This window comes from Amycolatopsis sp. AA4 (genome assembly GCF_002796545.1).
Taxonomy (GTDB): Bacteria; Actinomycetota; Actinomycetes; order Mycobacteriales; family Pseudonocardiaceae; genus Amycolatopsis.
In genome coordinates this window covers 5,679,599-5,705,353 of sequence record NZ_CP024894.1, presented here as the reverse complement: position 1 = coordinate 5,705,353, position 25,755 = coordinate 5,679,599, and the positions used below count along the sequence as shown (strand labels likewise).

Annotated in this window: 21 protein-coding genes and 1 tRNA gene; 18 read left to right on the top strand and 4 right to left on the bottom strand. The window is 69.1% G+C overall.

All coding sequences use genetic code 11. The annotated features are described in order from the left end of the window. Window positions 1-2: 2 nt before the first annotated feature. From CU254_RS26365 to CU254_RS26310, 12 genes are all read left to right on the top strand, one after another. On the top strand, window positions 3-641 hold the full coding sequence (locus tag CU254_RS26365) for a class F sortase (protein ID WP_009080937.1): 639 nt from the start codon (window positions 3-5) through the stop codon (window positions 639-641). 127 nt (window positions 642-768) lie between these two features. Continuing rightward, entirely contained in the window at window positions 769-1,428 is a 660-nt protein-coding gene (locus CU254_RS26360; protein WP_009080936.1) for a class F sortase, read from the top strand. Window positions 1,429-1,513: 85 nt separating this feature from the next. Further along, a complete protein-coding gene (locus CU254_RS26355; RefSeq protein ID WP_037714902.1) occupies window positions 1,514-2,902 on the top strand; it encodes a glycine--tRNA ligase in 1,389 nt (462 codons plus the stop codon). Window positions 2,903-3,052: 150 nt separating this feature from the next. Beyond that, entirely contained in the window at window positions 3,053-3,982 is a 930-nt protein-coding gene (locus CU254_RS26350; RefSeq protein WP_009080934.1) for an ABC transporter ATP-binding protein, read from the top strand. Continuing rightward, the gene (locus CU254_RS26345; protein WP_009080933.1) at window positions 3,979-4,719 is read left to right on the top strand and encodes an ABC transporter permease; all 741 of its coding nucleotides are present in this window, start codon (window positions 3,979-3,981) and stop codon (window positions 4,717-4,719) included. The genes CU254_RS26350 and CU254_RS26345 overlap by 4 nt, the downstream gene beginning before the upstream one ends. 23 nt (window positions 4,720-4,742) lie before the next feature. Then, window positions 4,743-5,972, top strand: a complete 1,230-nt coding sequence (locus CU254_RS26340; RefSeq protein ID WP_037714900.1) for a sensor histidine kinase — start codon at window positions 4,743-4,745, stop codon at window positions 5,970-5,972. Then, the gene (locus tag CU254_RS26335; RefSeq protein ID WP_009080931.1) at window positions 5,969-6,574 is read left to right on the top strand and encodes a response regulator transcription factor; all 606 of its coding nucleotides are present in this window, start codon (window positions 5,969-5,971) and stop codon (window positions 6,572-6,574) included. The genes CU254_RS26340 and CU254_RS26335 overlap by 4 nt, the downstream gene beginning before the upstream one ends. Before the next feature lie 79 nt (window positions 6,575-6,653). Then, the gene (locus tag CU254_RS26330) at window positions 6,654-7,301 is read left to right on the top strand and encodes a YdcF family protein (RefSeq protein WP_086024911.1); all 648 of its coding nucleotides are present in this window, start codon (window positions 6,654-6,656) and stop codon (window positions 7,299-7,301) included. Between the two features lie 114 nt (window positions 7,302-7,415). Continuing rightward, the gene (locus tag CU254_RS26325; protein WP_009080929.1) at window positions 7,416-8,714 is read left to right on the top strand and encodes a deoxyguanosinetriphosphate triphosphohydrolase; all 1,299 of its coding nucleotides are present in this window, start codon (window positions 7,416-7,418) and stop codon (window positions 8,712-8,714) included. Between the two features lie 429 nt (window positions 8,715-9,143). Further along, window positions 9,144-10,217 (top strand): serpin family protein, encoded by a 1,074-nt coding sequence (locus CU254_RS26320; protein WP_009080926.1) that lies wholly within the window; start codon window positions 9,144-9,146, stop codon window positions 10,215-10,217. 116 nt (window positions 10,218-10,333) lie between these two features. Further along, a complete protein-coding gene (locus CU254_RS26315; RefSeq protein ID WP_369871186.1) occupies window positions 10,334-12,067 on the top strand; it encodes a glycosyl transferase in 1,734 nt (577 codons plus the stop codon). Between the two features lie 63 nt (window positions 12,068-12,130). Continuing rightward, window positions 12,131-12,697 carry a carboxymuconolactone decarboxylase family protein gene (locus tag CU254_RS26310; protein ID WP_009080924.1) on the top strand — a complete coding sequence of 189 codons (567 nt, stop codon included), beginning with the start codon at window positions 12,131-12,133 and terminating at the stop codon, window positions 12,695-12,697. Between the two features lie 64 nt (window positions 12,698-12,761). Here CU254_RS26310 and sigJ read toward each other — a convergent pair whose 3' ends face one another. Continuing rightward, entirely contained in the window at window positions 12,762-13,703 is a 942-nt protein-coding gene (gene sigJ / locus CU254_RS26305) for an RNA polymerase sigma factor SigJ (RefSeq protein WP_037714899.1), read from the bottom strand. 50 nt (window positions 13,704-13,753) lie between these two features. On the opposite strand from sigJ, the gene dnaG reads away from it, so the two are divergent. From dnaG to CU254_RS26285, 4 genes are read left to right on the top strand one after another with little or no spacing between them, the layout of a single operon-like run. After that, complete coding sequence (dnaG, locus tag CU254_RS26300; RefSeq protein WP_009080922.1) at window positions 13,754-15,667, top strand: DNA primase; 1,914 nt, start codon at window positions 13,754-13,756, stop codon at window positions 15,665-15,667. A gap of 1 nt (window position 15,668) precedes the next feature. Then, window positions 15,669-16,190: a hypothetical protein gene (locus tag CU254_RS26295; RefSeq protein WP_009080921.1), complete on the top strand. Its 522-nt coding sequence runs from the start codon at window positions 15,669-15,671 to the stop codon at window positions 16,188-16,190. 51 nt (window positions 16,191-16,241) lie between these two features. Next, a complete protein-coding gene (locus CU254_RS26290) occupies window positions 16,242-17,009 on the top strand; it encodes a trans-aconitate 2-methyltransferase (RefSeq protein WP_037714898.1) in 768 nt (255 codons plus the stop codon). Further along, window positions 17,009-17,584 (top strand): trans-aconitate 2-methyltransferase, encoded by a 576-nt coding sequence (locus tag CU254_RS26285; protein ID WP_037714895.1) that lies wholly within the window; start codon window positions 17,009-17,011, stop codon window positions 17,582-17,584. Before CU254_RS26290 ends, CU254_RS26285 begins: the two co-directional genes overlap by 1 nt. Before the next feature lie 13 nt (window positions 17,585-17,597). Here CU254_RS26285 and CU254_RS26280 read toward each other — a convergent pair whose 3' ends face one another. Further along, window positions 17,598-17,777: a hypothetical protein gene (locus CU254_RS26280; RefSeq protein ID WP_037717996.1), complete on the bottom strand. Its 180-nt coding sequence runs from the start codon at window positions 17,775-17,777 to the stop codon at window positions 17,598-17,600. Window positions 17,778-17,941: 164 nt separating this feature from the next. Here CU254_RS26280 and CU254_RS26275 point away from each other — a divergent pair. Both CU254_RS26275 and CU254_RS26270 read left to right on the top strand, forming a co-directional pair. Next, window positions 17,942-18,014 (top strand) — tRNA-Asn (locus CU254_RS26275). Between the two features lie 1,580 nt (window positions 18,015-19,594). Continuing rightward, a complete protein-coding gene (locus CU254_RS26270) occupies window positions 19,595-20,668 on the top strand; it encodes a recombinase family protein (protein WP_009080916.1) in 1,074 nt (357 codons plus the stop codon). A 902-nt stretch (window positions 20,669-21,570) separates the two neighbouring features. Here CU254_RS26270 and CU254_RS26265 read toward each other — a convergent pair. Further along, window positions 21,571-22,116, bottom strand: a complete 546-nt coding sequence (locus CU254_RS26265) for a hypothetical protein (RefSeq protein WP_009080912.1) — start codon at window positions 22,114-22,116, stop codon at window positions 21,571-21,573. Window positions 22,117-22,855: 739 nt separating this feature from the next. Next, window positions 22,856-25,510: a DEAD/DEAH box helicase gene (locus tag CU254_RS26260; RefSeq protein ID WP_158688097.1), complete on the bottom strand. Its 2,655-nt coding sequence runs from the start codon at window positions 25,508-25,510 to the stop codon at window positions 22,856-22,858. Between the last annotated feature and the right edge of the window lie 245 nt (window positions 25,511-25,755).

Below are 25,755 nucleotides of genomic sequence, written 5' to 3'. Positions count from 1 at the left end.
CCGTGCCGCGCACCGTGCTGACGGTCGCGTCGGCGGTGATCGCCGTCCTCGCGATCGCGGCCGGCGTGATCGTCCTGACCTGGGTGCCCGCCCCGGCCCCGGTCGCCGTCGCCGACCCGCCGCCCGGTTCGCTGCCGGGCGAGGACGGCGCGCCCGCCGAACTCCCCTCGGACGGCCAGGCGATCGGCCTGCAACGCCCCGGCAGCATCCGCCTGCCGGACGGCTCCGAGGCCCGGCTGAAACGCACCGAGATCACCCAGACCGGCATCCTGCCGATCCCGCGCGGCCTCAGCGACGCCGCGTGGTGGGGCGCCCGCCTCGGCGCCCCGCAGGGCGCGGCGGTGCTGTCCGGCCACGTCAACTGGGCCGGCACGAAGGGTCCCTTCGACGACCTGTGGCGGGTCCGCACCGGCGACAACGTCAGCATCGTCGACGCTTCCGGCGGCCGCTGGCTCTACCGCGTCACCGGCGCGACCACGATCCCGAAGGAACAGCTGCCCGCGCAGGCCCCCGGCTGGTTCGCCCAGACCGGCCCGCACCGCCTGGTCCTGGTCACCTGCGGCGGCGACTACGTCGGCGGCACCGAGGGCTACGACGAGAACCGCATCGTCACGGCCGACCTCGTCTCCCGGCCGGACTGAACCGCCCGGACCCGAAGCAGGACCCACACCGCGCGCGGTGGTCCCAAAAACCCGCCGAAATCCGTGCAACCCCGTCGGCTCCCCACCGCATGTCTCCCCGGAGAAACCTTCAGACCAGGGGAGCACGATGCAGGGGACACAGGCCCAACCAGCACGCAAACGCGGCGCACTGATCGTCGTAGCTGCCGTCGCAGCAGTGGCAGCAGTCGTCGCCGCGGTGCTGATTTTCTTCGCCGGCAAGGACGACTCGGCACAGCCGCCGCAGCAGACCGGCACCGCGCAGGTCGGCGCCGCCCAGCCCAGCGGCAGCCAGGCCGGAAACACCCAGCCGGACCCCGGACAGACTCCCGGCACGGTCAAGCTGCCCGGCGGCGGGCAGGCGAAGCTGATCCCCGAGGAGGTCGGCGCGGACGGCGCGCTGCCGATCCCGAAGAGCCTCGCCGAAGCGGCCTGGTGGGGCTCCGGCCTCGGGGCCGCGCAAGGCGTCACGCTGCTGTCCGGGCACGTCAACTGGGCGGGCAAGTCCGGGCCGTTCCAGGAGCTCTGGAAGATGAAGGCCGGCGAGGTCGTCACGGTCACCGACACCGCGGGCAAGCAGTGGGAGTACAAGATCGACGAGGTGCGCACGATCCACAAATCGGACCTGGCCGCCGAATCCGCGAAGCTCTTCGACCCCGAGGGCCCGCACCGGCTCGTGCTCGTCACGTGCGGCGGCGACTACGTGGGCGGACAGGAGGGCTACGACGACAACCGGGTCGTCACGGCCTCTCCGGTCACCCGTTCGTGACCTCCGACCTGCGCGGAGGCCCCGGGGACCGGCCGGATACGCTGGACCTTCCGATAACTGACCCCGCATGCGTCCGGAGCGTGGAGTGCCCGCCAACAAAATCGAAACCGTCGTCAGTCTGTGCAAGCACCGTGGCTTCGTCTTCCCGTCGGGAGACATCTACGGCGGCACCAGGTCGGCGTGGGACTACGGGCCGCTCGGCGTTGAGCTGAAGGACAACATCAAGCGCCAGTGGTGGAAGACCGTCGTGCAGAGCCGCGAGGACGTGGTCGGCATCGACTCGTCGGTCATCCTGCCGCGCCAGGTCTGGGTCGCCTCGGGCCACGTGAACGTGTTCACCGACCCGCTGATCGAGTGCCTTTCGTGCCACAAGCGGTTCCGCGCCGACCAGCTCGCCGAGGACTTCGAGGCGCGCACCGGCAAGACGACCACCGAGGACGACCTGTCCGAGGTGCCGTGCCCGAACTGCGGCACCCGCGGCAAGTACACCGAGCCGCGCGACTTCAACATGATGCTGAAGACGCACCTCGGCCCGGTCGAGACCGAGGAAGGCCTTGCCTACCTCCGCCCGGAGACCGCGCAGGGCATCTTCGTGAACTTCCTCAACGTGCAGAAGGCCTCCCGCAAGAAGCCGCCGTTCGGCATCGGCCAGATCGGCAAGTCCTTCCGCAACGAGATCACGCCGGGCAACTTCATCTTCCGCACGCGCGAGTTCGAGCAGATGGAGATGGAGTTCTTCGTCGAGCCGGGCGACGACGAGCAGTGGCACCAGTACTGGATCGACGCGCGCACCGACTGGTACAAGGACCTCGGCATCAAGCCGGAGAACCTGCGCCACTTCGAGCACCCGAAGGAAAAGCTCTCGCACTACGCGAAGCGCACGGTCGACATCGAGTACCGGTTCGAGTTCAACGCCGGGCAGGAGTGGGGCGAGCTGGAAGGCATCGCCAACCGCACCGACTTCGACCTGACCACGCACTCGAACCACTCGGGCGTGGACCTGTCGTTCTTCGACCAGGCCTCGGGCCAGCGCTACCGGCCGTTCGTGATCGAGCCCGCCGCGGGCGTGGGCCGGTCGATGATGGCGTTCCTGATCGACGCGTACGACGAGGAAGAGGTGCCGAACGCCAAGGGCGGCACCGACAAGCGCACCGTGCTGCACCTCGACCCGCGGCTCGCGCCGTTCAAGGCGGCGGTGCTGCCGCTGTCGCGCAACGCCGACCTGTCGCCGAAGGCGCGCGACCTGGCCGCGCGGCTGCGCAAGCACTGGAACGTCGACTTCGACGACGCCCAGGCGATCGGCCGCCGCTACCGCCGCCAGGACGAGATCGGCACGCCGTACTGCGTCACGGTCGACTTCGACACGCTCGAGGACGACGCGGTGACCATCCGCGAGCGGGACAGCATGAAGCAGGAGCGGATTTCGATCGACCAGGTCGAGTCGTACCTGGCCGGTCGGCTGATCGGCTGCTGAGCGTCGCGCACTCCGTTCCGGACGGCCCTTTCCCGCACCGCGGGGGAGGGCCGTCCGGCGTTTCGCCCCTCGCACCCCTGACACCTGTCACGGCCGGGTCATGACGCTCGGCCTGCGTCCCGGCGGCCCCGGCCCGGCAGGCTTCAAGCCATGGACAACACACAGGAAATCGCGGCGGGGGCGGCGATCCGCCTGGGCGGGATCGCGAAGCGCTACGGCGACGTGCGCGCGGTCCGCCACGTCGACCTGACCATCGCGCCGGGGGAAGTGGTCGCGCTGCTCGGGCCCAACGGGGCGGGCAAATCGACCACCGTCGACATGATTCTGGGGCTCACCGCTCCCGACGAGGGCGCCGTTTCGGTGTTCGGCCGGACGCCCGCCGACGCGGTGCGCGCGGGGATGATCGGCGCGATGCTGCAGGGCGGCACGCTGCTCGACGACCTGACCGTGCGCGAAACCGTCGGTCTCGTCGCGAAACTGCACCGCCGTCCGATGCCGGTGCGGGACGCGCTGCGTGCCGCCGGGGTCGAGGACATCGCCGACCGGCGGGCCAACAAGCTGTCCGGCGGCCAGAAGCAGCGCGTGCGGTTCGCGGTCGCGCTGGTGTCGAACCCCGATCTGCTCGTGCTCGACGAGCCGACCGCGGCGATGGACGTCGGCAGCAGGCGCGAGTTCTGGAAGTCGATGTACTCGTTCACCGACACCGGCCGCACCGTGCTGTTCGCGACCCATTACCTCGAAGAGGCCGAGGAATTCGCCGACCGGGTCGTGCTGATGCGCGCCGGGGAGATCGTCGCCGACGGGTCCGTCGCGGAGGTCCGCGCCCTCGCCGGCGGCCGGACGATCCGCGCGGTGCTCCCGGCCGGGGTCAGCGACCAGCTGGTTTCGAACCTGCCCGCCGTCACGTCCTTCGAACTGCGCGGCGAACGCGTCGCACTGTCCAGTTCGGACTCCGACACCACCTTGCGCGCGCTCCTCGCCGCCGTCCCGGCCGTGCACGACATCGAAATCGGCGCGGTCGGCCTCGAAGGCGCGTTCCTTTCCCTGACCTCCGACGAAACGGAAGAAGCAGTCCGATGAACCCCGCCTACCTGGTCGTCGAAACCCGCAGGCTGTTCCGCTCGCCGCGGTTCCTGATCTTCGTCGTCGCCTTCCCGGTCCTCATGTTTCTCTTGCAGGCCACGGTGTTCACCGACAAATCCGCGCCCGACCACGTCGCGGTCGCGGGCGTGCTCATGGTCAACATGATGACGTTCGGCGCCTTCGCCGCGGCCGTCACGAACGGCGCCCGGCTCGCGATCGAGCGGGCGGGCGGCTGGCAACGGCAGCTCCGGCTGACCCCGCTGTCCGGCGCGGGCTACCTCGGCGGCAAAGCGCTTTCCGGGATGCTCGCCGGGCTGCCCGCGCTGATCCTGGTGCCGGTCGTCGCCGCGTTCTCCCAGGGCGTGCACCTTGACCCGGCGGGCTGGCTGCGGGTCTTCCTCGGCATTTTCCTCGGCACCATTCCGCTGGTGCTGCTCGGACTGCTGCTGGGTCAGTTCGGCACGCCGGAGTCGATGCAGCCGATCAGCATGATCGTCACCCTCGGCATGGGTTTCCTCGGCGGGCTCTGGATCCCGCTGGAGGGCATGCCGTCCTGGATGCACGACGTCGCGCAGGTCATGCCGACCTACTGGGTCCTCGGACTGGTCCGGCCGGTCGTGGCGAACCAGCTGCTGGTGAGCCTGCCGGCGGCGATCGGCGTGCTGGCCGCCTGGACGCTCGCGCTCGGGATTGTCGTGGTCGGGCGATACCGTAAGGACAGCGCCCGGGTTTGACCGGGCGGGGAGGGGACAGGAACGTGTGGCCACTCGGCCGAGAGGCGACGACCGGCAAGCCGGCTCCGCGCCGGTACGCGCTCAACGACAAGGCAGCGTGGTGGGACGATCCGCTGCCGGAAGCGCGGCGCGGGCCGAACAAACCGGGCTGGGCGATCTTCTCGGCGGCGTTCCTGCTGCCCTTCCTGATCCCGGCGACCCGGGGACTGGTCGGGGACCCCGGACCGCTGTGGGCGCGGATTCTGCTCGGCGTCACGATCTACGCCTACGCCGCCTGCTACGCGGTGTTCCCGGCGCTCTTCGGCAAGCCGCGGCGGCTGAAACTCTGGTTCGGCGGGGTCATGCTGGTGCTGGGCCTGCTGAGCGCGCTGCTCACCGATGCCAGCCCGTACGTCCTGCTCTACGCGACCGCGACGCTGGCCTTCCTGTTCCCGGCGGCCTGGGCGGTCATCTTCGACGGATCGGCGCTGGGCCTGCTGGTGCTGGTGCTGTATCTGCGAGGAGACCTGGCGGATCGGTTCAGCGACCTGACGACGGTCGGCTCGGTCACGCTGGCGATGTTCTTCATGTCCAACCTGATCCGGGCGATCCGGCGGCTGGAGCTGGCGAACACGGAGATCGCGACGCTGGCGGTCGCCAGCGAACGCGAGCGGGTGGCCCGGGACCTGCACGATCTGCTCGGGCACAGCCTCACCACGATCACGGTGAAATCCGGGCTGGCGCGGCGGGTGCTGGAAAGCTCCGGCGACATCGACCGGGCGGTGCAGGAGATCCGGGAGGTCGAAGGGCTGAGCCGTTCGGCGCTGTCGGATGTGCGGGCGACGGTGACGGAGTACCGGGAAGTGTCGCTGCCGGCGGAGATCGCGGGGGCGCGGGCAGCGTTGCGCGCCGCGGAGATCGAGGCCGAGCTGCCGCACGCGGTGGACAATGTGCGCGCGGAGCTGCACAGCACGTTCGGCTACGTGCTGCGCGAGGCGATCACCAACGTGCTGCGGCATTCCGGGGCGAAGGCGGTCAAGGTGCGGCTGGGCCATGACTGGCTGGAGATCGAGGACAACGGCTGCGCGACGGGGGACGTCGTGCCGGGCAACGGCCTGCGCGGACTGTCCGAGCGGCTGGCCGCGATCGGGGGCACGGTGACGACGCGGGCGCGGTCCGGGGGAGGATGGGTCGTCCGGGCGGAGGTCCCGGAGCCGAGCCCGGACGGATCCGCCGTCGCGGTGCGGGCCGAACCCGCGGGAGGACTGGCGTGATCCGGGTGCTGCTGGCCGACGACCAGGCGATGGTGCGCGGCGCGCTGGCCACCGTGCTGGGTCTGGAGGCCGACATCGAGGTGGTGGCCCAGGTCGGCTCCGGCGACGAGGTCGTGGCCGCGGCGAAGGAAACGGCGCCGGACGTCGCGCTGCTCGACGTGCAGATGCCCGGCATGGACGGCCTCACCGCGGCGGCCGAGCTGAAAACCGCGCTCCCGGCGTGCCGGGTGATCATCTGCACGACCTTCGGCCGCCCCGGCTACCTGGCCCGGGCGATGGCCGCGGGCGCGGCCGGGTTCGTGGTGAAGGACGCGCCGCCGGAACAGCTCGTCGAGGCGGTGCGCCGGGTCCACAGTGGACTGCGGGTGGTGGACCCGGCGCTGGCCGCGGAGTCGCTCGCCACCGGGACGAGCCCGCTGACCGCCCGGGAACGCGACGTGCTCAGCGCGGCCAAGGACGGCAGCACGGTCGCGGACATCGCGAAGTCCCTGTTCCTGTCCGACGGAACGGTGCGCAACCATCTGTCGTCGGCGATCGGGAAGACGGGTGCGCGCACGCGGGCGGAGGCGGTGCGGTTGTCGGAGGAACGCGGCTGGCTTTGAGGGGTTTCGCGGCTGGAATTTCCGGCGGCGTCGGGGTGCCTTTCGAGACCCGGACCGCGGCTCTGGGAGGATGGCCGCCATGGAGGCGTGGACAGGTCCGACCGCGGGAAACTGGGTGCGCCGCATCGTTTTCGGTGTGGTGCTGGCCCTCGTCGCGGTCATCGGGGGCACCGCGTTCCGCGTGTGGCAGGTCGCGCGCGAGAACGACCGGACGCCGGCCGACGCGATCGTCGTGCTGGGCGCCGCTCAGTACAACGGCAAGCCCTCGGAGATTTTCACCGCGCGGCTGGAGAAGGCGCGGCAGCTGTACACCGAAGGGGTCGCCAAGACCGTCATCACGGCGGGCGGCAAGAAAAGCCGCGACAACTTCACCGAGGCGACCGCCGGGGCGCGCTGGCTGACCAAGCACGGCGTGCCGGCGTCCGCGACGCTGCCGGTCGGCGAGGGCAACGACACCCTGCGCAGTCTGCGCGCGGTCGCCGATCAGGTGAAGGCGCGCGGCTGGCGTTCGGTGGTGCTGGTCAGCGACCCGTGGCATTCCTACCGGTCGCGCACGATGTCCGAGGACCTCGGGCTGGAAGCCTGGGCCGCGCCGACGCACAGCGGGCCGATCGTGCAGGAGCGGTCCACGCAGGTCCGCTATATCTTCCGGGAAACCGGCGCGCTGCTGTTCTACGAGCTGACCAAGTCGCCCGCGGACGACCTGTTCGGCACGACGATGGGCTGAATCGCCGGTCCCCGCGCCACTGTGCCGATCGTTGCTGATCCGACCACAGCCACGGCCGAATGGCTTTCGTGGCAACGGTCACCTGCCGTGCGGGGGTCGGCCTAAGCTGGCGGGGTGAGTGACGGCTACCGCGAGCACGACCGCGCCCGCGTGCTGGCCGAGGAACCCAAGGGCGCGGCGCTGGCCGGTGCGCGGCCCGACGGGCGCAGCGCGTTCGCCCGCGACCGCGCGCGCGTGCTGCATTCCGCCGCGCTGCGCCGGCTGGCGGGCAAAACGCAGGTGGTCGGCCCGGGCGAGGGCGCGGAGGTCAGCGGCGCGCCGCGGACCCGGCTCACGCATTCGCTGGAGGTCGCGCAGATCGGCCGCGGCATCGCCGAGGAGCTGGGCGCGGACCCGGACCTGGTCGACACCGCGGGCCTGGCGCACGACATCGGCCACCCGCCGTTCGGCCACAACGGCGAACGCGCGCTCGACCAGGCGGCCCAGGCGTGCGGCGGCTTCGAGGGCAACGCGCAGACGTTGCGCATCCTCACGAGGCTCGAGCCCAAGGCGGTCGGCCCCGACGGCGCGACGGCCGGGCTCAACCTCACCCGGGCGTGTCTCGACGCCACCACGAAGTATCCGTGGCCGCGCCGGTCCGGGGAGCCGAAATACGGCGTGTACCCGGACGACCTGCCCGTGTTCGGCTGGATCCGCGAGGGCGCGCCCGGCCTGCGCCGGTGCCTGGAAGCGCAGATCATGGACTGGTCGGACGACGTCGCGTATTCGGTCCACGACGTCGAGGACGGCGTGCTGGCCGGGCGGATCCGGTTGCGGCTGCTGGCCGATCCGGAGGAACGCGCGGCAGTCGCCGAAGCGGCGGCGCGGCACTTCTCCACGCTGTCGGTGTCCACTTTGGAGGGTGCGGCGAAGGAGCTGCTCGACCTGCCGGTGGTAGCCGAACTGGTACACGCGGAACCGGACGGTTCGCTGCGGGCCCAGGTCGCGCTGAAGCGGCTCACGAGCGAACTGGTCGGTCGGTTCGCGTCGGCCGCGGTCACCGGCACCCGAGCGGGCTACGGAGAGGGCCCGCTCACCCGCTACGCCGCCCGGCTGGCGGTGCCGGAACAGGTCGGGGCGGAGGTGGCGCTGCTCAAGGCACTGGCGCTGCGGTACGTGATGAGCGACCGCCGCCGGCTGGCAATGCAGGACGGGCAGCGAGAGGTGATCACCGAGCTGGTGGCGGCCCTCTGCCGGCGAGCGCCCGAAGCACTGGACCCGCTGCTGGTACCCGCGTGGAATGCCGCAGCCGACGACGCGGCGCGGCTGCGCGTGGTGGTGGACCAGGTGGCGTCCCTCACCGACGCGCAGGCGTACGAATGGCACCGCTGGCACACCGGCCGCCACGGAACGGCTCCGCCTGGCGAACCGTGAGCCGCGGAGCCGGTGCCGTCTGCTGAACGGCGCGATGCTGACGCTCCGGGAGGTGTGGGGAGGAGCTGTCCGGCGGTCGGTGAGGACCGGAACCGTGGGAGGTCGGACGTCGCGCAACAGCGTTCGCCTGGCGAACCTGTCAGCCACGGCGTGAAGCGTGGCGGTGCTGCTTGGCGTGGAATCTGGCGCGATGGGTGGTGTGGAGCGGTGGCGTCTGGTGACCGGCGAGGTCCGGAGCTGTGAGACCCCGGACGGCGCGCAACGGCGTCGCCTGACGAACCGTGAGCCGCGGGGTACGGCGTGGAGTTGTGCTGTCCGGCGGCCGGCGAGGTGCGAAATTTGGCACCCCGGACAGCACGGAACAGCACGGAACGACGCCGCCTGGCGAACCGGGAGCCGGGGGACCACCCGTTCCGGTACGGTCGCCGCATGGCCCTGGACAGCCACCTCACCTTCACCCTGGCGTTGCACGGTGCGACCGCGCCCCCGGGAAGCGACGCGTGCTTCTCGCCCTACTCGGCGGCGAGCGCGCTCGGCCTGGCCGAACAGGCCGCCCGCGGGCGCACCGCGGAAGAGCTGGCCGCCGTGCTCGGGCGCGATCAGAGCGGGCTGCTCCACGCCGCCGCTGAGCTGGGCGACGGTGCCCAGCTGGCCGTCGCGAACACGCTCTGGGCCGCGGACGGGATCACCGTCGAGGACAACTTCCAGGCCGCACTCGTGCGCTGGCCCGGCGGCAAAGCCGAGACCGTGCCGTTCGAGACCGATCCCGAGGGCGCGCGCCGGCGGATCAACGACGACGTGGACCAGACCACTCACGGCCTGATCCCGGAGTTGCTGCCCGAGGGCGCGATCCACCCGCATACGCGCGCCAGCCTGGTCAACGCGCTCTACCTGAAAACTGCCTGGCGGCGTCCGTTCCCCGAACACGCCACCGCGGATGCCGACTTCCACACCCCCGACGGCGTGCGTCCGGTGCCGACGATGCACCTGGACGAATCCGTCGGCTACGCGCACGAAAACGGCTGGCAGGTCGTCCGGCTGGCGGCCGAGGGCGGCGTCGAGACGGTGATCCTGCTGCCGGACGGCGACCTCGAAAGCGCCGAAGCCGCGCTCGACGCGCAGTCGTTGCGCGCGCTCGTGGAAAGCCCGAAGCAGCACAAAATCAGGCTGGCGCTGCCCAAAATCTCCCTCGACGTGCGCGCCGACCTCGAACGGGCGTTGCAGGGCCTCGGCGTGCGCGAGCTGTTCACCGACGACGCGGATCTCACCGGGCTCACGCCGGACCGTCCGCTGTGGGTGGACAGCATCCTGCACCAGGCCGTGCTCCGCCTGGACGAACAAGGTCTCGAAGGCGCGGCCGCCACCGCGATCCAGATGCGCACGATGTCGCTCATCTCCGGCGAACCGCTCGAAGTCCGGGTCGACCGGCCGTTCCTGCTGCTCGTTCGCCACGCCGAGACCGGCGCGGTGTACTTCTTCGCCCGGGTGGTGCGCCCCGCGTGAGCGTGTTCCGGCCCGAAGCGAACCCCGAAACGAACCGCGAAGGCAGTCCCCAGGCGAAACCCGAAGCACCGCCTCGCGAACCCGCCGCGGCCGCGAGCGCCGCCGCCGAACCGCGGATGCGCCGGTCCTGGGCCGACGCCGGGATCATCGGCGCGTACCTGGCGTTCTCGGTCCTCCTGTTCGGCGGCCTGTGGGCCGACCTCGGACAGGGCTACCTGTGGAACAGCGCGTCGGACCAGAACCTGTGGGAATGGTTCTTCGCGGTCACCGCGAAATCGGTGCAGCACCTGGAAAACCCGCTCACCAGCGGCCTGCAGAACTACCCGCTCGGCGTGAACATGATGGCCAACACGGCCATGCTGGGCGTCGGCGTCCCGCTCACCCCGATCACGCTCGCCTTCGGCCCCACCGTCACCTGGGCGATCGTGCTCACCGGCAGTCTCGCCGGCAGCGCGGCGGCCTGGTACTGGGTGTTCTCGCGGCACCTCGTGCGGCACCGCGTGTCCGCGGCGATCGGCGGCGCGTTCGCCGGATTCGCGCCGCCGATGATCTCGCACGCCAACGCGCATCCGAACTTCGTCGCGTGGTTCCTGCTGCCGTTCATCGCGCTCAAGGTGATCCAGCTGGCGCAGGGGCAGCGGCCGGTGCGCAACGGGATCTGGCTCGGCGTGCTCACCGCGTACCAGATTTTCCTCGGCGAAGAGCCGCTGCTGATCTTCGCTCTCGGCTTCCTGATTTTCGCGGTCGCCTACTGCGTTTCGCGGCGGCGCGAGGTCAAGGCGATGGTGCGGCCGGTGCTGCTGGGCGGCGGCATCGCGGTGGCGCTGACGCTGGTGGTCGTCGCGTTCCCGTTATGGTGGCAGTTCTTCGGCCCGGACAGCTACACCGGGCTCGAGCACGGCCAGGTCGGCAACGACACCGCCGCGATGACCCGGTTCGCGACCCAGTCGGTGTCCGGGCAGCCGGAGGCGGCGGCCGCGGTGTCGCTGAACCGCACCGAGGAGAACGCGTTCTTCGGCTGGCCGCTGATCGTGTTGATGGTCGTGGTCACGGTGTGGCTGTGGCGCGAGGTCGTGGCCCGTTCGCTGGCGATCTCGATGTTCCTGATGGCGTGGCTTTCGCTCGGCTCCGAAATCACCGTGCTGCACGAGAACACCGGCGTGCCCGGTCCGTGGAAACTCCTGGCGGACCTGCCGTTGTTCGAATCGCTGCTGGAATCGCGGCTGGCCATGGCGTGCGTGCCCGCGATCGGCGCGCTGCTGGCGATCGCGACCGACCGCGTGTTTTCCGCGGCGGAAAAGGGCGACCTGAAGCTGCCGGTGCGGCTGATCTGGCTCGGCGCGGTCGCGGCCGTGCTGCTGCCGATCGCGCCGACGCAGCTGCTCGTGCAGAAACGTCCGCCGACGCCCGCGTTCTTCGCCGACGGCACCTGGCAGACCTACGTCGCGCCCGGCGGAACCGTCGTGCCGGTGCCGCTGCCGAGTTCGGGGGAGTCGGAGCCGCTGCACTGGCAGATGGACGCCGGCCTGCGGTACGCGATGCCCGAGGGCTACTTCGTCGGACCGCAGGGCCCGGACGACAAACGCGGCCGCTACGGCTCCTACCAGCGGCCGACCTCGATGCTGTTCGACCGGGTCCGCGACTCCAAGCAGGCACAGGAGATCACCGACGCCGACCGGGACCAGGCGATCGAGGACCTGCGCTACTGGAACGCCAGCGTCCTCGTGCTGATCCCGCGCGAGCACAGCGACGCCTATCGCGCGACCGTCGACCTTCTGCTGCGCAAACCCGGGCAGTACGTGGACGGCGTGTGGATCTGGGATGTGCGCCCGATCACCGCGCGCCGCTGACGCTGTCACATCTCGCGCGGCTGTCCCGTTCCTCCTGCGAACCACTCAGAAGGAGGACCCGACATGCCTCGTATCCCGGTCAAACGAGCCGCGGACGGCGGCCCGGTGCTGAAGCTCTTCTACCGGATCGCCGGCAAGCGGTACGGCGCGGTGCCGGAGCCGATGGCCGTCGTGGCGCACCACCGCGGGCTGCTGCGGACCAGCATCGCGCACGAGCTGATGGCGGAGAAGGCGTCGAAGCACCTGCCCGCCAACGTGCGGGAACTCGCGGTCTACCGCGTCGCCACGAAGATCGGCTGCTCGTGGTGCGTCGATTTCGGCACCATGCTGCAGCGGCACGACGGCCTCGACATCGACCGGCTCAAGCACATCGACGAGTACGCGACGTCGCCGCTGTTCACCCGCCAGGAGCGGCTGGCGCTGGCGCTCGCGGACGCGATGTCCGGGCCGACCGTCACGGTCACCGACGAGCAGATCGCTGAGCTGGTCGCCGAATTCGGCGAGAAGGGCGTGGTCGAGCTGACCTACCAGATCGGCCTGGAGAACTCGCGGGCGCGGATGAACAGCGCGCTCGGGATCGTGGACCAGGGCTTCACGTCCGGCGACGCCTGCCGGGTCCCGATCCCCTGACTCCGGAAAGGTCCGTGAAGGGCTCCTTGAGGGAATCTGATTCCTTCAAGGAGCCCTTCACGGACTACTGCTCCGGCCGCCTGATTCCGGTGAGCTTCTCCGGGTTGACCTGGTCGTACACGCCGACGATGCGGCCGTCGCGCACGCTGAACGTCTGGACGCGCTCGTCCAGGGCCAGGTAGCCGTCGACCGCGGGCAGCCCCGGCAGCCACAGGCCGAGGTCGCCGTTGACGAGCACCGGCCGCCCGTTCTCCATCGTGCCCGGCGCGTATTTCGCCAGCACCCCGAGCACGAAGCGGGCGACCTTGTCCGGCCCGACGATCATCCGGCGGCTCGTGCGCGAGCGGCCGTCGGAATCGCCGATCATGACCACGTCCGGGTGCAGCAGTTCGGTGACCGCGCGGATGTCTCCCGCCAGCAGCGCGACGACGAACTTCTCCAGCACCGGCTGCTGCTGCGCCAGTTCGAGCCGGGCGGGCGGGTCGGCGTCCTCGACCGCGCGGCGGCCGCGGGAGGCGTGCTGGCGCGCGGCCGCCGGGCTGCAGCCCAGTGCGTCGGCGATTTCGGCGAAGGGCACCGCGAACGCGTCGTGCAGCACGAACGCCACGCGCTGCTCGGGGGTCAGCCGGTCGAGCACCACCATCGCGGCCATGCGCAGGCCGTCGTCGCGCACCGCGGCCTCGAGCGGATCCTCGCTGGCTGGCGCGCCGAGCGGCGTCACGATCGGCTCGGGCAGCCATTCGCCCACGTACTTCTCGCGCCGCACCGCCGCCGACCGCAGCCGGTCGAGGCAGATCCGGCCGACCACGGCGGTCAGCCAGCCGCGCAGGTCGCGGATCCCGGCGCGGCCCGCGTCGTCGAGCCCGGACAGCCGCAGCCAGGCCTCCTGCGCCGCGTCCTCGGCGTCCGCGCGGGTGCCGGTGAGCCGGTAGGCCGCGGCGATCAGGTGCGGCCGGTGGGCGTCGAACTCGGCGGCGAGGTCCTCCAGCGCGGTCGTGGTGCTCATGTCCCGAGTGTGCCGCACGGCGCGGCGGGAGGGAGAACTATTGTGGTCGCGTGGCAGGACGGATTCGGGAGAGCGATATCGCGGAGGTGCGTGAGCGCAACCGGATCGACGAGGTCGTGGGGGAGTACGTCGCGCTGCGCCGCGCCGGCGGGGGCAGCCTGAAGGGCCTGTGCCCGTTCCACGACGAGAAGACCCCGTCGTTCAACGTGCGCCCCACTCACGGGACCTTCCACTGCTTCGGCTGTGGCGAGGGCGGCGACGTCATCAAGTTCATTCAGAAGATCGACCTCGTGTCGTTCGTCGAGGCGGTCGAGCGGCTCGCCGACCGGGTCGGGATCCGGCTGACCTACGAGGGCGGCGGCGCGTCGGTGCAGCGCGACCGGGGCACGCGGTCCCGGCTGATCGAGGCGCACCGCGCGGCGGCCGAGTTCTACGTCGAGCAGCTGGGCACCGACGAGGCGCGCGCGGCGCGGGACTTCCTCACCGAGCGCGGGTTCGACGCCGCCGCGGCCAAGCAGTTCGGCTGCGGGTTCGCGCCCGGCGGCTGGGACAAGCTCACCAAGCACCTGCTCAACCGCGGGTTCGAGGTGAAGGAGCTGATCGCGTCCGGCCTGTCGAAGGAGGGCCAGCGCGGTCCGATCGACCGGTTCCACCGGCGGCTGGTGTGGCCGATCCGCGACGTCGGCAACGACGTGGTCGGCTTCGGCGCGCGGCGGCTGTTCGACGACGACCGGATCTCGGCGAAGTACCTCAACACCTCCGAAACGCCGATCTACAAGAAGTCGCACGTCATGTTCGGCCTCGACCAGGCCAAGCGGGAGATCGCGAAACGGCACCAGGTCGTGGTGGTCGAGGGCTACACCGACGTGATGGCGATGCACGCGGCGGGCGTGCCGACGGCGGTCGCGTCGTCGGGCACCGCGTTCGGCGAGGACCACATGAAGGTCCTGCGCCGGCTGATGATGGACGACGACGCCTTCCGCGGCGAAGTGATCTTCACCTTCGACGGCGACGAGGCGGGGCAGAAGGCGGCGCTCAAGGCGTTCGAGGGCGACCAGACCTTCGCCGGGCAGACCTACATCGCGGTCGCGCCGGACGGGATGGACCCGTGCGAGCTGCGCATCGCGAAGGGCGACGCCGCGGTGCGCGACCTGGTGGCCCGGCGCACGCCGCTGTTCGAGTTCGTGATCAAGAGCATGCTGAAGCAGTTCGACCTGGATTCGGTCGACGGCCAGGTCGCCGCGCTGCAGAAGACCGTGCCGATGGTCGCCGCGATCAAGGACCGGGCGAGCCGGGACGGATACGCGTCGAAGCTCGCCTGGTGGGTCGGCTGGCAGGACGTCGCGCAGGTGGTCAACCGGGTGCGAGGCGCGGCCGGCGCGGCGGCACGGCGGGGGCCGGTCGAAGTGCAGCCGAGGCGGTCCGCGGCCCGGCAGGAGGCCCCCGCGCCCGAGCCGGAGAAGCAGGATCTGCCGCGTCCCGCGCCGAACGACCCGCGGTTCGTCGGGCAGCGCGAAGCGCTCAAGGCCGCGCTGCAGCAGCCCGCGATCGCCGGTCCGGAGTACGACTCGCTGCCGGAAGAAGCGTTCACGCACCCGGTGTACGTCGCGGTGCACCTGGCCGTGCTGAAGGCGGGCGGGGCGGCTTCCGGGCTCACCGGGCCCGCGCTGCTGGACGCCGCGTCGGCGCACTGTCCGGAAGGGACGGTCCGCCGCGTGCTCAGCGAACTGGCGGTGGAACCGTTGCGCGCCTTGGGAGAAGTGGACTCGCGCTACATCTCCGGCGTCCTCGCGGGCGTGCAGGAGAACCTCGTCGGCAGGCAGATCGGCGAGATCAAATCGAAGCTGCAGCGGCTGTCGCCGGTCGAGGCCCCGGACGACTACCGGGCCCTGTTCGGCGACCTGGTCGCGCTGGAGCAGTACCGGAAGTCGCTGCGCGAGCAGGCGGCGAGCGGGTGGGAGTGACGTGGGACTGCTGAACCGGTTCTTCGGCGGCGGCCTGCCCCCGGGTTTCCCCGGCAAGCTGGACGAGGGCGAGGACCCGGTCGCCGCGGCCGAGGTCGAGGGCGGCGGGCATCTCGTGGTGACGTCGCTGGGCCTGTGGATCCCGACCGGCGACGGCGCGCGACGCGTCGGCTGGCACCTGGTGGGCAAGGCGACCTGGGGCGACGGCGTGTTCACGCTGACCGAATCGGAGGAGACCGGGCGGGCCGGCGCGGTCGCGGTGCTGGCCGACCGCGAGCCCGTGCGCTTCCGGCTGCCGCGGCCGGGGAAGGTGCCGCAGCAGGTGCGCCTGCGCGTCGACGGTTCGGTCCGGGGACGGCACCGGCACGAGTTCCCCGAGGGCGGCGCGTGGTTCGTCCAGCGCAAGGTCCCCGGTCGCGACGGGGTGGAGCTGCAGGTCCGTCCCGATCCGGGCACCGACCCGGAGCTGGTCGAGGCGGTCGCGGCGGAGGTCGCGGAGAAGCTGGCCAAGCGCGCGGAGTAGCAGTACGCTCGTACTCAGTACGGATGTACTGTTACTGGCGGGAGGCTGCTCGTGTGGGATCCGGCGAAGTACCTCGACTATTCCGACCTGCGGGGCCGGCCGTTCTATGACCTGATCGGGCGAATCTCGGCGGCTTCCCCTCGTCGGGTGGTCGACCTGGGCTGCGGCCCCGGCACCCTGACCCTGGACCTGGCGCTCCGCTGGCCGGACGCGGTCCTGGAGGCGATGGACAGCTCGCCGGAGATGGTCGCCGCGGCCCGGGAGCGCGGGGTGGCCGCCGAGGTCGGCGACGTCCGGACGTGGACGCCGAAACCGGACACCGACGTGGTCGTCTCGAACGCCGTCCTGCAGTGGGTGCCCGGGCACGAGGACCTGCTGCGCCGCTGGGCCGCGGAACTTCCCGCCGGCGCCGTGCTGGCGGTGCAGGTCCCCGGCAACTTCTCGGCCCCTTCGCACGCCCTGAGCCGTCAGCTGGCGGCCTCTCCGGAGTGGTCGTCGCGCCTCTCGTCGGTGTCTTTGCGAGCCGAAGACGCCGTCGGCGAGCCGCGCGACTACGCGAACCTCCTCGCGGACGCCGGTTGCCTGGTCGACGCCTGGGAAACCACGTACGTGCAACGACTTTCGGGCTCGCGCGCGGTGCTGGAGTGGATCACCGGAACCGCCCTCCGCCCGATCCGCGCCGCACTGGGCGACGAGGACTGGGCCGCCTTCCAAGACGACCTCGCCCCGCTGCTGGACGAGGCCTACCCGCCGCGCCCGGACGGCACCACCTGGTTCGAATTCCGGCGGATCTTCTTCGTCGCCACGATCCCCGGCTGATGTCGTACTGGAACACGAACGTCGCCCGCCACCCGGGCATCCTTCGTGCGGTGCCCGGCGGATGCTCGACCGCGCTGGACGTCGGCTGCGGAGACGGCCTGCTGGTGCGGAAACTGGCTTCCGTGGTGCCTTCGGTCACCGGGATCGACAAGTCCCCGGAGATGGTCGCTCAGGCCCGTTCGCTGTCGGGTGACAGGTTCGTCGAGGGAGACTTCCTCGCCGCCGACCTCGGCGCCTACGACTTCATCTGCTCGGTGGCGACCATCCACCACCTGGACTTCGAAGCCGCCCTCACCCGGATGCGGGACCTGCTGAACCCAGGAGGCGCGCTGGTCGTGGTCGGCCTGGCCCGCGACGCGAACGTCACGGACCGAGCAGCGACGCTCGCGGCCGCCCCGCTCGTGCGCGTGGTGAAGACGGTCCGCCGCGCCCACGGCCCGGACGGCATGCCGGAGAGGCAGCCGCGGATGAGCTACCGCGAAGTACGCACGGCCGCGCAACGGCTGCTGCCCGGGGTGCGGTACCGCCGACACGTGCTCCGCCGGTACTCGCTTACCTGGCGAAAACCGTCCTGAGCTGGGGTTTCTCTCAGCGGTTCCCGCGCCCGAACTTCTCGCCGAGCTTCGCCCGCGCCACCCCGGCGGCCCCCTGGACCATCGGATGGTCGGCCAGCCTGCGGTAGGTGCGCACGATCTGCTCGTACCGTCCCCGGCCGGCCCTGGTGCCCAGCACGTACCCCAGGCCCACGCCCAGCAGGAACTTCTTCATCGACGGCCACACCTCTCTCCGCAGGACTTCCGACTGTCCATTGTCCAACACAACCGGCTTCCGTGCGGAGCCGCCGGAAACCCACCCCCCCTGTGCGAGGGCGGAACGGCATGGGCTAAAGTTCTTCCTGTCAGCCCGGAGAGATCCGGACCGGCGAAGCACGATCCCCTGTAGCTCAACTGGCAGAGCATTCGGCTGTTAACCGGAGGGTTCTTGGTTCGAGTCCAAGCGGGGGAGCAAAGCCCAGGTCAGTGACCTGGGCTTTTTTGCTACCCGCAAGTAGGGGCGATTTAGTGTCGATTTTGACAGTCGTCCAAGCGGTCGGCTGTCGGGGTCGCTGGTGGTCCGCTGCGGTTGCAGGGTCGCAGTTCGAAGCCGTGGGTCGGCGCTGCGGTTGGCCGCTGTCGATCTTGGCGCGGTTGATCCCGCTCGATATGTCGATTCGGCGCTTGAGGCGTGCATCCAGGGCTGTGGCAGCGTCGGGTTGACGATCGAGTTCCGGGACCAGGTGTGAGCACGCAGGTCTGCTGCCGCGTGCCGTGGCTTCGACTTAAACTCTGCGCGATTCAGGCGGTCGGCCGTTGAGGTCGTTGCGGTCGAGTCGATCAATGCGGGCTGCGGGACGAAACGTCGCAGCGCTGAAAGAGTCATTGCCGGAGGCGTGCTGAAGCTGCGGACCGTGCGTCGTTCGGAGATTCTGCGGTCGGACGTCAATCGTCGTGCGGTGAACCGCGATCGGGTGCCGACTTGTGTCTTTGAGTGCGATGATCGAAATATATATGCGAGAATTTAGTGAAATTGCCCTCGAAACCTTCTTTCCCTGTGCTGATGGGAATGGTGAAGAGAGATGAGGAATGAGATGCTGAACTGCACTCTTCGAAAACCATCAGAAGCAGTTAGGGGCCAGCACGTCCGGCAAGTTGTCCAGTGGGTCGCGCTTGTTGTGGGCGCTGCTCTGTGCCGCAGGGATCGCGTTAGACGGATGTTCCTGACCTGCGGGAACGGTGCGGCTGACCCCCTCGCTGCCAGAATGGGCCGGACACGTCCCTGACCCGCGGTTATCGAGAACCCGCAGGACGAACGCCGCAGCTGACCGCACCTGAGCGCGGTTCGACGCTGTTCGGCGTCGTTGGGACCGTGGCCCTGCTCCAGTTCTGCTCCAGCAAAATTGGCATGAATGCGCATCGGTGCACACGTGCGTACGATCGTCTCGCGGTTCGGAGGCCTTGTCCAGAGCGTGGCTCCGGCAGGCCGCGAGGCGTCCCGTCTCGCGGCATCGTTCGACAGCTCATTACTCCCGGTAACACGCATTTGCCGAATTCGATCGCCGGGACACTCTCCCCGCCGACGACTGTCCGGGCATAGATGGGTCGGCGTGCGCGGGTCCCTGGGGATTTGGTGCCCATGTCCCAGGCAGAAGCGGCCGGGCTCGGTGATCTCGCCTCCCACTACCACGCTGGCTGACCTCCGGCAGGCCGCGGTCGGCCAGCGCTCCCGCTGTTCGGCGGTCCCGTCCGGCATGCTCAGGTCGTCGGCCGCGCTGATGCGCTGGAGCGCCGCGAACTGTTGCTCGTTAACCTGCTCTGCCGACGCAATTGCCGCTCCGCCGTGCGGCCGTTCTCTCGCGGCGCTGAGATCAGCGCGCTACGGAAATTATTAGCCTGGGCAGCCTGTCAATGGTTGCGATTTGGTGCAAACGAGGCCTTCTTCGCAACGGATTTCGCTGAATTGGGACCGTTCTGCTGTCTGTTCATGACGGACACTTGTGTTGAGCAGCCGGATGAGGTGCAGCGAGGATCGGTTGTTCGGAGGGTGTCATGGTTGGTACGGATCAGGACTCCTGGCGCGTCATGGACGAGCTGTGGGGAACGGCTGAGTCGACGGTGGAGCGGGACACGGCTGGCCCAGTGGCGTTCTACGGTCGCTGCTCGACCGAGGAAAACCAGGACCCGCGGACGTCACGAGCCTGGCAGCTCGGCGTGGCTCGCAGATTCGTCGAACCGCTAGGCGGTCGGGTGGTGGTCGAGTTCTTCGACGTGGACCAGTCCCGGTCGGTGCCGTGGCACCGCCGCGCCGAGGCCGCACGGCTGCTCGGCCTGTTGAAAAATCCAGGCCGGGGGTGGCGCGGCGTTGTGGTGGGGGAAGGCACGCGCTGCTGGTTCGGCAATCAGTTCTCGTTGGTCGCGCCTCGGCTGGCCGCGTATGCTGTCGACGCGTGGGTGCCTGAGCTCGGCGGGCGTTACGACCCGAAGAATCCGTCGCACGCGGTGCTGATGAGCGTGCTGGGCGGGATGAGCGAGTCCGAGCGCCGTCACGTGCAGGCACGAGTGCGTGCGGCGATGGACGCTCAGGTCGTCAACGAAGGACGGCACGAGGGCGGCCGGGCGCCGTGCGGGTATGTCGTGGCCGACGGCGGGCCGCATCCGAACCCGCGGAAGGCTGCGGAAGGGGGACGGCTGCGGGTGCTGCGGATCGACCCGGCCGCCGCGCCGATCGTGCGCAGGATTTTCGCCGAGTACCTGGCCGGCAGCGGCGACCGGACCATCGCCGCAGGGCTGAACCGCGATGGCGTGCTTTGTCCGTCGGCGTGCCGGCCGCGGCAGAACCCGCACCGGCGCGCCGACGGGTGGCAAGGCAGCACGGTGCGGTCGATCCTGGAGAACCCGCGCTACAGCGGGTACGCGTTCTTCGGCCGCTGGACAAGTTGCGAGCTGCTGGTCGACCCGGAGGACGGCGCAGCGGGACACGTCATCCGGTTCCGGCGCGCCGATCCCAGCACGGTCGTACGGTCACGAACACCGGCTCATCCGCTTGTCGTGACGGTCGAAGACTTCACCCGCGTCCAACTTCTGTGCCGCGGGAAGCGGCATGTCCGCCGTAGCGAGGCATAACCTTCGCACTGAATGGATGATCGCTGACGGGCCGTGGAAACCCGTGCCCTGCTGCAAGAAGTAAACATGCGGCTGGCCGTCGCGTCCCACTGCTTGGCGAGCGGGGCGGCAGCATGGCAGCGTCGTTTGCTGACGGGCTTGCGGTTTCGGCTGGAACGGCTCGGCGCGGCCGTAGAGAAGCTCTTCGACGACACCGACGACTGGTCAAGCACACCTAGCGGATCTGGTTGACTAGCTGGGCGCGGGGCCGTCAAGCAGTGACTGGGCCCCCGGGCGAGTCAGTTGGCTGGAGGAAAGCCTTGGTCTCGTCGTAGGTCTGTCCTGTTTGGAGGCAGTGGCAGAGCCGTCCGAGCGGTTGAACAGGTGCCGCAGGGCGGTGGAGTGGCAGGCCGTGGTCGCGGCGCTTTCTGCAGTGGCGGGTTCACTGCGAGTGGTGGCGAAGAAGGCCCAGAACCGGTCGACGGCAGCGATGCGGTCGTTTTATTCGCCGGAGGTGAGGGAGATCGACCGCTCGGACGCGTGGGTGACGGGTGCGGATCCGGCGTAGGCCTTGAGCGCTCGGGCGGCGGCGAAGCGAGAGTGATCGCCGACCCCGGCCGAGGACATCTGGACTCTCGGGTTGACGCGGTCGGTTGCGGGGGACGAGGAGAGTCCCAGTCCCTCATCAGCAGTGCTTCGGCGTTGAGGCGGCCAGCCAGCACCGGGTTGCCAACACAATGCCGATACGACACTTCGTCAGTCCTTGTCGATCTCTTGGATCAGCGGCGTGCCGAGGTGAGCGTCGTTTTCGCTGAACGAGGCCAGGCACTGTGGTGGTCGATATGGCCGTGGTGCCGCGTCACTCTTGAGGGCAAGGAACCGGCTTACGCGGCAAGCCCGTGATAACCCTGGCTCTCGCGTATCTATCGGGATATCGATTCCCAGATCGCATACGCGCGGTCGACTTCGTTGGCCAGAATCTCCAGCTTAGGGAACTCGTCATCGAGCATGTCCCAGTCGCAAACCAGGGAGCCGTCCACTAGCGCGGTCCACGCTTCAACGAAGTGCGCGAGCGACTGCCGGATATGACTCTCGTACGCAACGACATGCCGGACCTGCCGTCCGCCGCGCTTCGCCTCGGTTTCTTCCTGTTCCGCGGGCATCGTTCGCACGAATGGCGATGGCACAGGCTCTGGGCCTCGTTCTGGATGCAATATGTCGGTTCCTCGATTGTGCAGTTCGGTGGTGCGGAGGATCAAACTCTCAAAGTCTTTCCACTCCACGACTTGCGCAATACGGCTGAAGTCCTTGACGATCCAGAGGAGATTGCCCGAAACGTCACTGCCGTAGGGTGGTGTCAGCCGTGCGGCGAGCCAGCGCGTCTGTTCTGCGACGTACCTGAGCCGACGGGTAAGAGACTGCCACTCGGCGACCAGGTTGTCGATGTCCTCATACTCGTCAGACGGCATGCCGTTCCTCTCATGGGTTTGATTTTTGTACCTTGTGGACCACGGTCTGAGGCCCGGACACTTCGCTATCTTGGCCCAATCGGCAGGCTGGTCGCCACAGTGATGTCCACAAGCCGTGCTACTTGTGAGTAACAATGGCGTACGGGCCACCACCGACATACGCAGCTCGTCCTCGGCTCTTGGCAATTGCTCCACAAGGCTTTCGTTCAGCAACGAGGTAGTGGACTTCGACGCCTCGGTTGCGGGCGTCGGCGTTGTACTCTAGCTGGGCGAGGGTGCGGGTGATCACTTGGTCGATCTCCTCAGCCGGGTTCGTTTCCGTGACCGTGAAGCCGGGCGGTGCGTGGTCGTGGATGTTCCGCGACAGCAGCAGGAGGTTGAAGTTGGAGGCAATCTGATCCCGGAAGCGCGGGTGAGGGCGGGTAGCAGCCTCGACAACGACGGGGCGGGCCAGGACTGCCAGATGGCCTTGCGCCCGGCAAACGAGACGGAAAGGTGTACGAGAGGAACCAGCGTTGGTAAAGCTCCGTAATCATCTCGCCAGCTCAAATCTGGTGGATATGGGCTGGTATGCGGTGCACCCGGCATCTCCCGCGTTGAGGGGCCGGGACTTTTAGTTGGGTAGGGTATTCGGGCTGGGAGGCTGCGGGGAAGGGCTACGGCGTAGCCGCAGCGATGCCGCCGGTAGAGAGGTCAGTGATCGTACTACCAGAGTTCGACGCTGGAGGGTGTCGCACGATTAGTTACCGGGCCTGATCCGGTTCTGGGTGAGCCGATCGATCACTTGGCTCGGCAGGCAACCGTTCTCGGTCATGACAGACCGGACGTGTTGCCTCTGAGCCTGCTCGGAGGCGATTCCAACTGCCGTCGTCAGCAGGTCAGCCCAGACCACGGCAACATCGCCGGCGATCTCCTTCACCACTCCGGTCGAGGCCAGGTAGACATTGGGATTCGCCGCCTGTGCGTGCTGCGGATCTACCGACAACTTGTCCGACACGATGATCGCTGGGCTGCCCGCCGGGGGATGATCCATTCCTCGGTCCGCGGCCAGTTGGTCGAGTTGGGTGTTGGCCTGGCGAACATCCTTGAGCGGAAGCAGGCCATCGTCGTGCTCCTCTGACTTGGCCTCAATGGTCATCCACGCGGCGGTGCCCCACACCCAGGCGGAGTCGCAACGACCCTGGCCCTTTGGCTTGGAAGCCTCTGCCCCGAGGCGCGCTCCCAGAATCGTCAGGCCGCGTTCATACCGGGTCGCCTCATTCTGGGCGAGTGCTTGCTGCATCTCGATGAGGTCAGCGTTGATCTGCTTCGGCTTCAGTTGGCCGCGCAGGCGGGCGACGACCTGGTTGACCGCCTCGATATCCGCCGGGACGGGTGGGATCTCCTCAGCGCCCGGAAGCTCCCGCATCTCCTTGAGCCAGGTGCCACGATCGGCGGCGAGAGCGGCTTCGCGAACGAGCTGGCGGGCGCGCGACCGCTGGGTCTCGTCCTGCGCACCGAGATGCAACCACACGGCAGCGAGGTACAGCAGCAGGCCACGGTAGCCGCGCGTTGCAGCCGGGCCGACATGGGGCACCGCTTCCTGAAGCTTCTCGCTAGCGCCAATCCAGTCGCCGCCGAAGGCCAGCTGCCACGCCTGAACTTCCAGCGCAGCGGCGTTGCCGAGAGCGTCAGTTCCTGGTGGCTCAACCTTGACGGCGTCCTGCCGGAACTCGGCCACCGCTGGCTCACCTTGCTCACGCCAGTCGGCACTGTGTTCGAGGAACATCTCGACGTTCTCAATGATCTCGCAAGGCTCGACGCCCTTGCTGTTTTGCCAACCGAACTCGACCTCGGCCTGCAACTCTGGTTCGAGCGCCTTGAGATTCTCGGGCCGGGAGAAGTACTTCATGATGTCCGGACCGAGCACGACCACCACGGCGTAGTCGTTCGGGCCGCGGGTGCAGCGGCCGGCGCCTTGCACGATGCGGGTCCGAAGGCGCTCGGAGAGGGCGGCGTTGGCTTCTGCCCGCTCGCTCAGGAATCGCTCCTGCAGCCCGACAGCATCCGGCTTACCGCCGAGGACAACAATCCGGCAGGCATCACCGGGCAGATCGAGTCCGTCGTAGCGGTTGGCCAGACCGAGCACCCCAGTCGGAGCGGCGGCGAAGGACTCTAGCCCCTCACGCTCCAGGTCGTCCCGTCCCCTGACAGGGATGCCATCGCCGGCCAGTGCCGTGGCTGTCGTCTCGGTGTTGGCGACGGTCTCTTGACTCAGAACGAGCGCTTTGTCGGTCAGGCTAATGATCTGCTTGGTCAGGCCGACAGCATCCCCACCCTTGACGAGGTCCGGGAAGACAAACAGCCGCCGACCGGAGCGCGGAGGCGTCTTGGTCGGCAGCGGCATCCGCACGATCTCCGGTCGGCCGAATGCTCGCTCTAGCTCGCCGCCCGAGCCGAGCGTCGCCGACAGGTAGATGCGCTGCTTGGCGCGAGCGAAGATGTGGTTCTCGTAGGTTGGTGGGATCATCGGGCGAATCTGGATGCCGCCGTAGGAGGGGTAGACACAGCAGGCTGCCAAACCAGACCGGATCATCGCGAGCTTGTACGAGTGGGGCTGGGGCAAACCCGCCAGGGCGGCGTCGAGCTCAGTCAAAGCCGTCTGATCGACCGCGGGTAGGATCAGGCGCACCTGGTGGTGTGCGCCGGGGTCGGGCTCGCCTTCGAGGCGCTGGATGAGGAGCCCGGACAAGAACGGCTTCAGCGCCTCCAACACCTCGAGGTATGCATCCTCGTCGTCGTAGCGACGGATGTAGATGCCGTACTCGTTCCCGACGAACTGCTCACCAGCATGGGCGTCGTCGAAGATCAGCAGTCGAGGTTCGGGCAGCTTTGGGCTGCTGTTGAAGACAGCGCTGTAGGTCGTAATCCCGATCGCCTCGCCACCCTCGACGGACGCCTCATCCGCCGGACCCCATTGCCTGGCGCTGCCGGTCAGGAGCGCAGCCGGAACACCCTCGCGCCCGGCCGTCGCCGCGACCTGACGCGCGAGCTGCTTGGTCGGTGTCGCGTAAACGACTGGCCCTGCAGCTTTCCGCCGTACCCACTCCCCAATGAGCAGGCCGGGCAGCGTTTTGCCCGTGCCCGTCGGCAGCTCCAGCGCTAGGTCTGCAGTGTCCTGATGGCCCTCCGCATAGGCACGAATGACGTCGCCCTGATGCAACCAGAGCGAGTCGACAGCGGCCGTGGTCCGCGACAGAGCACCGCTGAGGTACAGCTCCTCCGGCGACGGGAACTGCTGGACCACCCGCTTGGTCTTGCCCTGAAATGCCATGCTTTCGATGCCTGCCTGTCGTTCCGTCGAGTGCGGGTTGCGGGTTGCGATGCAGTTGGCCGCTGTGGCCGCTAGCGTCATCGCGGATCACTCGGCCTGCAGTACCGAATGCTGTTGGATTGGACCAGTAGCGTTCCTAGAATCGCTCTGGAATGGGCGTCGTTACTGACCGTTTCCGGTTCGTAACATGGCAGCTGTCGTGACATCCGATCCTCAAGATGTGGACCGCGAACACGATGGTCGTTGACCCGTGCCGCTCTTGAACGCCGACTGAGGTTTCCACGGCTGCTCGGAGACTTCCGAACCAGGTTTGATCACGCGGACCG

Excerpts from the sequence above, each read along its gene's own strand:
- CU254_RS26360 (WP_009080936.1), top strand. The coding sequence starts at position 769 with ATGCAGGGGACACAGGCCCAACCAGCACGCAAACGCGGCGCACTGATC.
- CU254_RS26350 (WP_009080934.1), top strand. The coding sequence starts at position 3,053 with ATGGACAACACACAGGAAATCGCGGCGGGGGCGGCGATCCGCCTGGGC.
- CU254_RS26345 (WP_009080933.1), top strand. The coding sequence starts at position 3,979 with ATGAACCCCGCCTACCTGGTCGTCGAAACCCGCAGGCTGTTCCGCTCG.
- CU254_RS26330 (WP_086024911.1), top strand. The coding sequence starts at position 6,654 with ATGGAGGCGTGGACAGGTCCGACCGCGGGAAACTGGGTGCGCCGCATC.
- CU254_RS26320 (WP_009080926.1), top strand. The coding sequence starts at position 9,144 with ATGGCCCTGGACAGCCACCTCACCTTCACCCTGGCGTTGCACGGTGCG.
- CU254_RS26315 (WP_369871186.1), top strand. The coding sequence starts at position 10,334 with ATGCGCCGGTCCTGGGCCGACGCCGGGATCATCGGCGCGTACCTGGCG.
- CU254_RS26310 (WP_009080924.1), top strand. The coding sequence starts at position 12,131 with ATGCCTCGTATCCCGGTCAAACGAGCCGCGGACGGCGGCCCGGTGCTG.
- sigJ (WP_037714899.1), bottom strand. The coding sequence starts at position 13,703 with ATGAGCACCACGACCGCGCTGGAGGACCTCGCCGCCGAGTTCGACGCC.
- CU254_RS26285 (WP_037714895.1), top strand. The coding sequence starts at position 17,009 with ATGTCGTACTGGAACACGAACGTCGCCCGCCACCCGGGCATCCTTCGT.
- CU254_RS26280 (WP_037717996.1), bottom strand. The coding sequence starts at position 17,777 with ATGAAGAAGTTCCTGCTGGGCGTGGGCCTGGGGTACGTGCTGGGCACC.
- CU254_RS26270 (WP_009080916.1), top strand. The coding sequence starts at position 19,595 with ATGGTTGGTACGGATCAGGACTCCTGGCGCGTCATGGACGAGCTGTGG.
- CU254_RS26265 (WP_009080912.1), bottom strand. The coding sequence starts at position 22,116 with ATGCCGTCTGACGAGTATGAGGACATCGACAACCTGGTCGCCGAGTGG.
- CU254_RS26260 (WP_158688097.1), bottom strand. The coding sequence starts at position 25,510 with ATGACGCTAGCGGCCACAGCGGCCAACTGCATCGCAACCCGCAACCCG.